The organism is Micromonospora sp. LOL_015 (assembly GCF_048060275.1).
Classification (GTDB): domain Bacteria; phylum Actinomycetota; class Actinomycetes; order Mycobacteriales; family Micromonosporaceae; genus Micromonospora_E.
On sequence record NZ_JBHMIO010000085.1, the window covers coordinates 1 to 8,867 of the forward strand.

Sequence of the window (8,867 nt, forward strand, 5' to 3'; positions counted from 1 at the left end):
AGCCATCGACATCATCACAAACACTTGCTAACCATCCACCCGCCCTAACCGAGCGGCGTTGCGTCTAGTGCGGGAGGCGAGGGCGCGTTGCCGGCTGGCGGACGCCTTGCGGGAGACCGGCGAGCTGGAGCTGACTCTCCGGCATGCCGACTGGCGGCCGGTCACTGTGAGCGGCTGGGCGACCAGCGAGATCAGGCCTACGCCTACGCGGTGCTCTCCCGGGTGCTGCACGCGCTCGGCGCCGACCGGGAGTCCCGCGAACAGCTGATCCTGGCCCACGACCTGTTCACCGTGCTCGGCCTGCGGAGGCCGCCGAAACCGGACGGCAACTCGCCCGGCGTCCCTGACCGGCCGCAAGCAACCGGGCTAGCCGCGCAGGACGACGGTGTCGAGAACGTCGAAGCGGGTCGGGGCGTCGCGGCGGCTGCCGACCAGGAACGCTACCTCGCGGCCGGGCTGGCACAGCGGCCACCAGAACTCGCCGACCAGCGCGCGCCGCAGCGGCAGCCCGCAGTAGCGCTGCCGCTGGCGTTGGTAGGCCACCACGTCCCGGTCGCGCAATTCCTGTACGTGGCTACGGCAGACCGGATGGTGACAGTGGTAGCGGTAGGCGACGGTGAACGGCGGTCGGCGTAGCAGGTCGTGCACCACCGGACGGAAAAGGTCGGGCTCGGTGCGGCGCCAGGTGGCGGCGGACCAGCGTTCGGCGGGCGGTGCCACCGGGGTCCGGTTGACCCGTACGTAGCGCAGCTCGGCGACCCGGATCAGGGCCAGGGACTGGGCGTCGGGACGCCGCGCCGCAGAGTCTTCCAGGTCGCACATGGACCATTCGGCGTGGCGGTGCAGGATCGCGGCGCGTCCGGGCCACCGCCGGGCTTCGTGGCGGACCCGCAGAGTTGCGGCGTGGATCCGCCAGCTTTCCGGGCGGGGGTCGTCCGGGTTTGGCCGAGCGACAGCCGTGACGATGTCGTAGCGCCGCACCGGCGCAGCCTGGCTGAGCGGGTGGGCGGGGATCTCGTCGAACCGGATCCAGTGCTGGGGGCCGTCGAGGCGGAGACCGACGAGGGTGGTCATCGCGCCGTGTGCCGCGGACGGCACCGGCGGGGTGACACCAGTGACCAGGACCTGCATCCGGGTCGCACCGCTGTCCTTGCCCGGTGGTGGTTCGTAGTGTGGCGTCCGGTACAGCTCGCTCACGCACGCCTCCGGCTGGGGGGTAGCCATTGGTGATTGGGCGACTACTCATTGCGAACAGGGTTGCACGGGTGGCGCCTCCAAATCCAGAGCTGATTTCGCGGACCGGGTTGGCGTGGTATCGTGTTGGGCATTCGCCCAATACGAACGTTCAGGGCGACCGCCCAACGGCTGCTGCCCCGGAGGTGGGAGATGACGCAGACCGCCGCCGAACGCGGCCGGCAGGTGCGGGCCCGGCTGCGCGCCGCCGCAGTCGAGTTGATCGTTGAGCGCGGCTGGGCCGCGGTCAGCACCCGGCTCGTCGCAGACCGGGCCGGGGTCGCCCCCGGGCTGGTCCACTACCACTACGCCTCGGTGCGGGCACTGCTGATCGAGGCAGCCACCGGCACGATGACCGACCTCGCCGGCGAGCTGGACGCTCTGCTCACCGGGGCGGTGAGCCCCGAGGCCGGAGTACGGGCCCTGCTCGCCGCCCTCGACGGATACTCCGGCACCGACCCGACTTCGCTGCTGTTCGTCGAGGCGTACCTGGCCGCCGCCCGCGACGCCGAGTTGCGTCAGGTGCTGACCGGCATCCTCGACGGGCTGCGCGGCCGGATCGCCGACTGGCTGGCCGGCCACGGCGTCGCCGACCCGCCGGGCAGCGCCGCCGTGCTGGCCGCTGCCCTCGACGGCCTCATGCTGCACCGTCCACTGTCATCCGACCTCGCCTCGGACGCGGTCGCCGGACCGCTGATCCGCCTGGTCGCCACCGACACCACCGACACCACAGCATGAGCACCACCGACAACGCCACGACGGAAGGGGACCGACAGTGAAGGCGGTCATCTGCGGCGCCGGGATCGCCGGGCTGGCCCTGGCCCACCGGCTGGACGCCGCCGGCTGGGCGGTGACCGTCCTCGAACAGGCGCCGGCGCCGCGAACCGAGGGCTACATGATGGACTTCTTCGGGCCGGGCTACGACGCCATCGAACGGATGCGGCTGCTGCCGCAACTGCACGAGTCCGGCTACCAGGTCACCGCGCTGACCTACCGGGACGACCAGGGCCGCCGCCGGGCCAGCCTCAGCTACTCCCGGTTCGCCGACATCGTCGACGGTCGGCTGGTCAGCATCATGCGTCCCGACCTGGAACGGATTCTGCGCGAGGCGCTGCCCGGCCGGGTCGCGCTACGCTACGGCAGCCGGCTGGCCCGCATCGACCACCGCGCCGACCGGGTCGACGCCACCACCGTCGACGGCACCGTCCACCGGGCCGACCTGCTGGTCGGCGCCGACGGCATCCACTCCACGGTCCGCCGGCTGACCTTCGGCGACGAACGGCACTTCCTGCGCCACCTCGGCTTCCACACCGCCGCCTGGGTGTTCGACGACCCGGCGGCCCGCGACGCCGTCGGCGACGAGTTCGCCCTCACCGACAGCACCCGGCGCCAGCTCGGCTGCTACGTGCTGCGCGATGGGCGGATCGCCGTCTTCGCCGTGCACCGCACCACCGACCCGCAGCTGCCGGCCGATCCCCGGTCGGCCCTGCGCCAGGAGTACGCCGGCCTCGGCTGGATCGCGCCGCAGGCGCTCGCCGCCTGCCCACCCGCCGACGACATCTACTACGACCAGGTCGCCCAGATTGAGCTGCCGGCCTGGAGCCAGGGCCGGGTGGTCCTGGTCGGCGACGCCTGCCAGGCGGTGTCCCTGCTCGCCGGGCAGGGCGCCTCGCTGGCCGTCGCCGGGGCGGAAACCCTGTCCGCCGAGCTGACCCGGGCACTCGACCCCGCCGCCGGCGCCGACCCCGGCATGCTGGCGATAGCGCTGCGCCGCTACGAGACCGCGATGCGACCGGTCGTCACCGACAAACAGCAGGTGGCCCGGCGGGGGGTCCGCTGGTTCGTGCCGGAGCACCGGTGGTGGCTGCACGTACGGCGGGCCGCGCTGGCCGCCGCCGGGCTGCCCGGCATGGACCGGGTCATCGCCGGAGCCATGGTCGGCAAGTCCAGCACCTGACCCGCGGCAACGGCCGCCGGGCCCAGTGCCTGACCTGGGTGCGCGCGCAGCATGCCGGTGCCGACTCCGACCCCGCCGAGCTGGGTGATCCGCGGCCGCGGGCTGCTGGTGGCGGCCCCGCTGCTCGCCCGCCCAGCTACGCCGGCGTCGGCGCGGAGGCCGCCCGGGAGGCGGTGGAGGCGGTGGTCGTCAGCTACCCGTTCGTGACGTTCGTCGACCGGGCAGCGTACGCCGAGGCGCGTACCGGCACCGTCGACACGGTGCTGCGGTTCGTGCTGGCGCTGCTGGCCCTGGCGATTTTCGTCTCGCTGCTCGGGCTGGCCAACACCCTGACTCTGTCGGTGGTCGAACGGATCCGGGAGCCCGCCCTGCTGCGGGTGTCGGTGTGACCCGGGCCAGTTGCGCCGGATGCTCGCCACCGAGGCGGTGCTGACGGCGGTCAGTGGTACGGCGGGTGGCATCGCAGTCGGAGTGGCCGGGGCGGCGAGCGCGCTCGCCGTGTTCAACCGTGCCGAGGACGACGTCTTCCAGCCGGACCTACCATGGCCGCAGCTCGGGGTCGTCGTCGCGGTGGCGGCGGTGGCCGCGCTGGTCGCCTCGGTGCTGCCGGCCCGCTGGGCGCTGCGCCAGCCGGTCGTCGAGTCGCTGGCGGCCGACTAGGTCGGCGACTGTTGATCGCTGATTGCCAGGTCAACGCTTTCCTGGATCGGAAACTGCCTGGATCCGCTGCGGGGGGCGACTTCGGGCAGTCCGACAAGACAGATATCTATAGACGATCATTGATATTCGGACCAATGGATGCGATAGTCGGGTGGAAGCGCTCCCGCACCCGTTTGAGCGCCCAGGAATGGAGGACGAACCGTGCGTTCACGCAACCTCGACCAACCCGGTCGGCGATCCCGGCCGCCCGCCCGCCAGCCTGTTCGAGCGCTTGTTCTGCTGCTCGCCCTGATGGCCGGCATGCTGCCGTTCACCGGCGCGGCGCAGGCTCACGGCACCATCGTCAACCCGGCGAGCCGCGCCTACCAGTGCTGGCAGGACTGGGGACACCAGCACATGAACCCGGTTATGCAGCAGCAGGACCCGATGTGCTGGCAGGCCTTCCAGGCCAACCCGGATACCATGTGGAACTGGATGAGCGCGCTGCGCGACGGGCTTGGCGGCAACTTCCAGGGCCGCACCCCCGATGGGCAGCTGTGCAGTAACGCGCTGTCTCGAAACAACAGTCTGAACCAGCCCGGACAGTGGAAGAAGACCAACGTCGGCCGCAACTTCACGATCCACTTGTACGACCAGGCCAGCCATGGCGCCGACTTCTTCCGGGTCTACGTGAGCAAGAACGGGTTCAACCCCGCTACCCAGCGGCTCGGGTGGGGAAACCTCGACTTCATCACCCAGACCGGCCGGTACGCGCCGGCACAGAACATCAGCTTCAACGTTTCGACCTCCGGCTACACCGGACACCACATTGTCTTCGTGATCTGGCAGGCGTCCCACCTCGACCAGGCCTACATGTGGTGCAGTGACGTGAACTTCGTCTGATCGGCAGGCCGACGAACGACGGCACGGCACGCCCGCCGGCCCCGGACATCCGCGTCCCGGGCCGGCGGTCCTGCACACTCGGGGGCTGTCCGACCCCCACCCGCACCGGTACGGTGTGCCGGGTCTGCCGACCCGGGGAGCGTGCACATGGCCGACATGTCAGCGGAGATCGCCGCCGAACAGGCGTACTTCGACGCCGCCGCCCGGGAGCGCGACCGGCGGGTGGCCGCGCTCGGCTCGCTGGCGAGCAGCGGGGCCGACCGGGCCACCGCCGCCCGGCTGCGCCGCCACGCCGAAGCCGTCACCCGGGCCCTCGGCGGCGCTGCCGACGCGGTCGCGTTCGGCCGCATCGACGACGAGTCCGGCGAAGCGTACTACCTCGGGCGGCACCTGATCGGCTCGCCCGACGGCGGTGACCCGCTGGTGATCAACTGGCAGTCGCCGGCCGCCGCCCGCTACTTCACCGCAAACCCGGACGACCCCCAGGGCCTGGTGCGTAGACGCGGATTCCAGTGCACCGGCAACGTCATCGACGATTTCGACGACGTCCTGTTCGCCGAAATCGCCGCCGAAATCGCCGCCGGGATCGCGGGCGGGATCGCGGGCGGGTCGGCCGACGGGTCGGGTCGGGCCGACGTCGACGTACACCTGCTCACCGAGCTGGCCCGGGGCCGCACCGGCACGTTGCGCGACATCGTCGCCACCATCCAGGCCGCCCAGTACGAACTGATCCGCGCCCCGCTACAGCAGGTCCTGGTGATCGAGGGCGGCCCGGGCACCGGCAAGACCGCCATTGCCCTGCACCGGGTCTCCTGGCTGCTGTTTCAGCATCCCGAGCTGACCGCCGACGACGTACTCGTGGTCGGCCCGCATCCGACGTTCATGCGCTACATCGGCCAGGTGCTGCCTGGGCTCGGCGACGCCGAGGTCGAGCTGCGCGACATCAGCCGGCTCGCCCCGACGGTACGGCGTGGCCGGGCCGAGCCGGCGGCGGTGGCCCGGCTCAAGGGTGACGCCCGGCTGGCCGGCCTGCTCGACCGGGCGCTGCGCAACCGGATCGGCACCCCGGACCCGGCGGAGCGGCTGCTGCTGGGCAGCCGGTTCGTCACCCTGCCCGGCGAGCAGGTGCAGCAGGCGCTCGACGCCGCCGCCGGAGCCGACCTGCCGTACAACGATCGCCGTCAGCTGTTCCGTGACCGGCTCGCCGACCTGGTCCAGGACCGGTCCGGTGTCGACCCGCGCGGCGAACCGGCGTTGGTCAACCTGGTCGAGCGGCTCTGGCCGCAGCAGAGCCCGGCGGCGTTCCTGCGCGGCCTGCTGGCTTCCCGGCCCCGGCTGCGCGCCGCCACCGGCCCGGCCGCCGACGGGTTCACCGCCGACGAGTTGGCGCTGCTGCACCGGCGCGGCGCCGACCGGATCTCCGAAGAGATCTGGTCCGCCGCCGACCTGCCGCTGCTCGACGAACTGGAACAGTTGATCGACGGCGGGCCGCCGCGCCGGTACGGGCACGTGGTGGTCGACGAGGCGCAGGACCTGTCACCGATGCAGCTGCGGGCGGTGACCCGACGCAGCCGCACCGGCTCGTGCACGGTCATCGGCGACCTGGCCCAGTCGACCGGCGGTTGGGCCCGGGACAGCTGGGACGAGGTGACCCGACATCTGCCGACGACCTGCCCGGTGCGGGTCGCGCCGCTGCGGTACGGCTACCGGGTGCCCCGCCAGGCGTACCAGTTCGCTGCCCGGCTGCTGCCGGTCGCCGCGCCCGGCGTGACACCACCGGAAGTGGTCCGGGACGGTCCGGCCGAACCCGGCGTGCACCGGGTCGGGCTCACCGAGCGGGCCGGTCGGGTCGTCGCCGTAGCCGGTGAGCACGCCGCGCGGGGCGCGTTCGTCGGCGTCGTCTGCCCGCCGCGCTGCCGCCGCGAGGTCGAGGCGGCGCTCGCCGACAACGGACTCGCCTGGAGCAGCGCCCAGCAGGGCGACCTCGGCGCGGCGATCAACCTGGTCAGCCCGATCGAGGCGAAAGGCCTGGAGTTCGACGCCGTGGTGGTCGTCGAGCCGGAACAGATCGTCGCCGACGACGAGCGCGGCCACCGGATGCTGTACGTCGCGTTGACCCGAACCACCGGCCACCTGGACGTGGTCTGTGTCGGCGACCCGCTGCCACTGACCACGCGGTACCGCCCGGATCCGGGTTCGGCCGACGAACAGCCCGACTTCACCGAACGGTCCGCCCGCCTGCTCGCCGAGCATCTCGCCGGTCAGCTGCGCGCCGGTGCGCCGGCCGCGCACTGGGCGGAAGTCCTCGACGAGGTACGCCGCCAGCTCGCCGACTGACCACCCGCAACCGACTTGCCACAGTGCGGAGCTACTGGCTGGCCGGTGCTGCGCTGTCGTCAGGCGCTGCTGGCGGGGCGGCTGAGTACCGCCGAGGTGAGCCGTCGGCCGACAGTCGCCTGGACGATGTTCTTCTGGATGACGGCCTTGGCGGCCCGGCTCGGCAGCGCCACCCCGAGTTCGACGGCCAGGGCCCGTAGCTCGGCGACCTTCAGCCCGAGATCGTCGAGGTAGCGTCCGGCGGCCACCCGGTCGTCGATCGCCGCCAGGTCGGCGCGGATCCGGTCGGTGTCGACGACGACCGCCGGCTTCGTCGCCTTGGCGGCCCGGCTCCGGCGGGCTGCTGCCGGTGCCGCAGGCTGCTGCGGCCCGGACGTGGCGGTGGCGACGGTCAGCTGCGCGGTGCCGTCGGCGAGCGCGGCCAGTTGCTCCGGCGGCAGGGTACGGAGGAAGTCCGCGACCCGGATCAGGACGGCGTGGGACAGGTCGGCGGCGCTGGTCACGTGACTCTCCTACGGGCGGATCTTGGCGAGGAACTCGCTGGCGAGCTGTTGCAACTCGTACTGGACGTTGACGTTCGCGTCCGGCATGAGGACCGCGGGCAGGCCGTGCTCGCCGGCTGAGGCGAACACCGTCTTGTTGTCGCGGATCATCTGCTGGAAGCGCGGGATCTCGATGGTCGCAGGATGGCCGATGAAGTTGCGCAGCGCCAGCAGCGGCCCGTGCCCGGTGTACTGGACCATCGTGAAGACGATGCCGAGGATCTCCGGGCTGATCTGGTCGGCCCGGCCCGCCGCGACCCGGTTGTAGTCGGTCACCAGCTCGGAGACCTTCTTGCGCAGGTAGTCGATGCCGAGCGTGGACAGGTAGTCCGGCCGGGCCGGGATCAGGATGTGGTCGCTGGCGACCACCCCGGTGCGGGTGACCATGGTGAAATTCGGTGGGCAGTCGACCAGGACGACCTGGTAGTCAGTGAAGGCGGGCGCGGCGAGCGCCTCGGCGAGCGCCCGGTGCAGGGACAGGAAACGCGGGCTGCCGTGCTGGAACCGCGATCCGCCCAGGCTGGCGGCGAAGTCGAGGTCGGCGTCGGTGAGCATCAGATGGGACGGCACCAGGTCCAGCCGACCTGTGCTGTGCTGACCGATCACCTCGTTGACCGTGGGCGGGGTGAGCAGGTAGCGGTCCAGCGGCGCGGCACCGCCCCGGTCCAGCACCTCACCGAACCACTGCAGGATGGTCCGTTCGTCGGCCAGCTCCCGCTCCCACATGGTCGGTTCGACGAAGGAAAAGGTCAGGCTCGCCTGCGGGTCCAGGTCGATCAGCAGCACCCGGTGCCCTCGGTACGCGAGTTCAGCCCCGATGTTGGCGGTGACGGTGGTCTTGCCGACACCACCTTTGTAGTTGATGACGGACACCACGGTCATCGGACGCTCCGCACACACATGGTCAGCAGCATGCCACGTGGATGTGTGCGGTGAGCTTGATGCCCCACGTGCGCAAGATGCGCCTGTGGCGTCAGCCGCGCTCAGATCGACCGCCCCTCAGTGGGCTGTACGACGGCTCTCAGGCCCGCGCGGAATGATGCGGCGGGCAAGGTCGTTGTGCATGGTCGCGCCACGCACTCCGGCCCGCGGCCGCCAGGCACATGCCGCCCGGGCCACCAGGCCCAGGCCCGTAGCCGGTAGGCACCGGCCGGGCGGCCCGGCGGGTGGGCCCGGTCGGGAATCGTCGACGGGCCGGCGTGGTTGTACATGGTCACGGCGCGCGGCAGCGCCCCCCGCGCCACCGCGTCTGACCC

Annotated in this window: 9 protein-coding genes; 6 read left to right on the top strand and 3 right to left on the bottom strand. The window is 71.9% G+C overall.

Features of this window, described 5'->3' with window-relative positions:
• Window positions 1-366: 366 nt before the first annotated feature.
• Window positions 367-1,197 (bottom strand): hypothetical protein, encoded by an 831-nt coding sequence (locus tag ACFHWU_RS28100; RefSeq protein WP_416557493.1) that lies wholly within the window; start codon window positions 1,195-1,197, stop codon window positions 367-369.
• A 189-nt stretch (window positions 1,198-1,386) separates the two neighbouring features.
• On the opposite strand from ACFHWU_RS28100, the gene ACFHWU_RS28105 reads away from it, so the two are divergent.
• From ACFHWU_RS28105 to ACFHWU_RS28130, 6 genes are all read left to right on the top strand, one after another.
• Window positions 1,387-1,971 carry a TetR/AcrR family transcriptional regulator gene (locus ACFHWU_RS28105; RefSeq protein WP_416592161.1) on the top strand — a complete coding sequence of 195 codons (585 nt, stop codon included), beginning with the start codon at window positions 1,387-1,389 and terminating at the stop codon, window positions 1,969-1,971.
• 37 nt (window positions 1,972-2,008) lie between these two features.
• A complete protein-coding gene (locus ACFHWU_RS28110) occupies window positions 2,009-3,190 on the top strand; it encodes an FAD-dependent oxidoreductase (protein WP_416557495.1) in 1,182 nt (393 codons plus the stop codon).
• A gap of 38 nt (window positions 3,191-3,228) precedes the next feature.
• Window positions 3,229-3,579, top strand: coding sequence for a hypothetical protein (locus ACFHWU_RS28115; RefSeq protein ID WP_416557496.1), 351 nt, complete (start codon window positions 3,229-3,231; stop codon window positions 3,577-3,579).
• Window positions 3,580-3,589: 10 nt separating this feature from the next.
• Window positions 3,590-3,850: a hypothetical protein gene (locus ACFHWU_RS28120; RefSeq protein ID WP_416592162.1), complete on the top strand. Its 261-nt coding sequence runs from the start codon at window positions 3,590-3,592 to the stop codon at window positions 3,848-3,850.
• A 291-nt stretch (window positions 3,851-4,141) separates the two neighbouring features.
• The gene (locus tag ACFHWU_RS28125; RefSeq protein WP_416592163.1) at window positions 4,142-4,732 is read left to right on the top strand and encodes a lytic polysaccharide monooxygenase auxiliary activity family 9 protein; all 591 of its coding nucleotides are present in this window, start codon (window positions 4,142-4,144) and stop codon (window positions 4,730-4,732) included.
• A gap of 147 nt (window positions 4,733-4,879) precedes the next feature.
• Window positions 4,880-7,069, top strand: a complete 2,190-nt coding sequence (locus ACFHWU_RS28130; RefSeq protein WP_416592164.1) for a HelD family protein — start codon at window positions 4,880-4,882, stop codon at window positions 7,067-7,069.
• Between the two features lie 59 nt (window positions 7,070-7,128).
• On the opposite strand, the gene ACFHWU_RS28135 is transcribed toward ACFHWU_RS28130, so the two are convergent.
• Window positions 7,129-7,572 (bottom strand): hypothetical protein, encoded by a 444-nt coding sequence (locus ACFHWU_RS28135; RefSeq protein ID WP_416592165.1) that lies wholly within the window; start codon window positions 7,570-7,572, stop codon window positions 7,129-7,131.
• Window positions 7,573-7,581: 9 nt separating this feature from the next.
• Window positions 7,582-8,493, bottom strand: a complete 912-nt coding sequence (locus tag ACFHWU_RS28140) for a ParA family protein (protein ID WP_416557501.1) — start codon at window positions 8,491-8,493, stop codon at window positions 7,582-7,584.
• Window positions 8,494-8,867 lie beyond the last annotated feature (374 nt).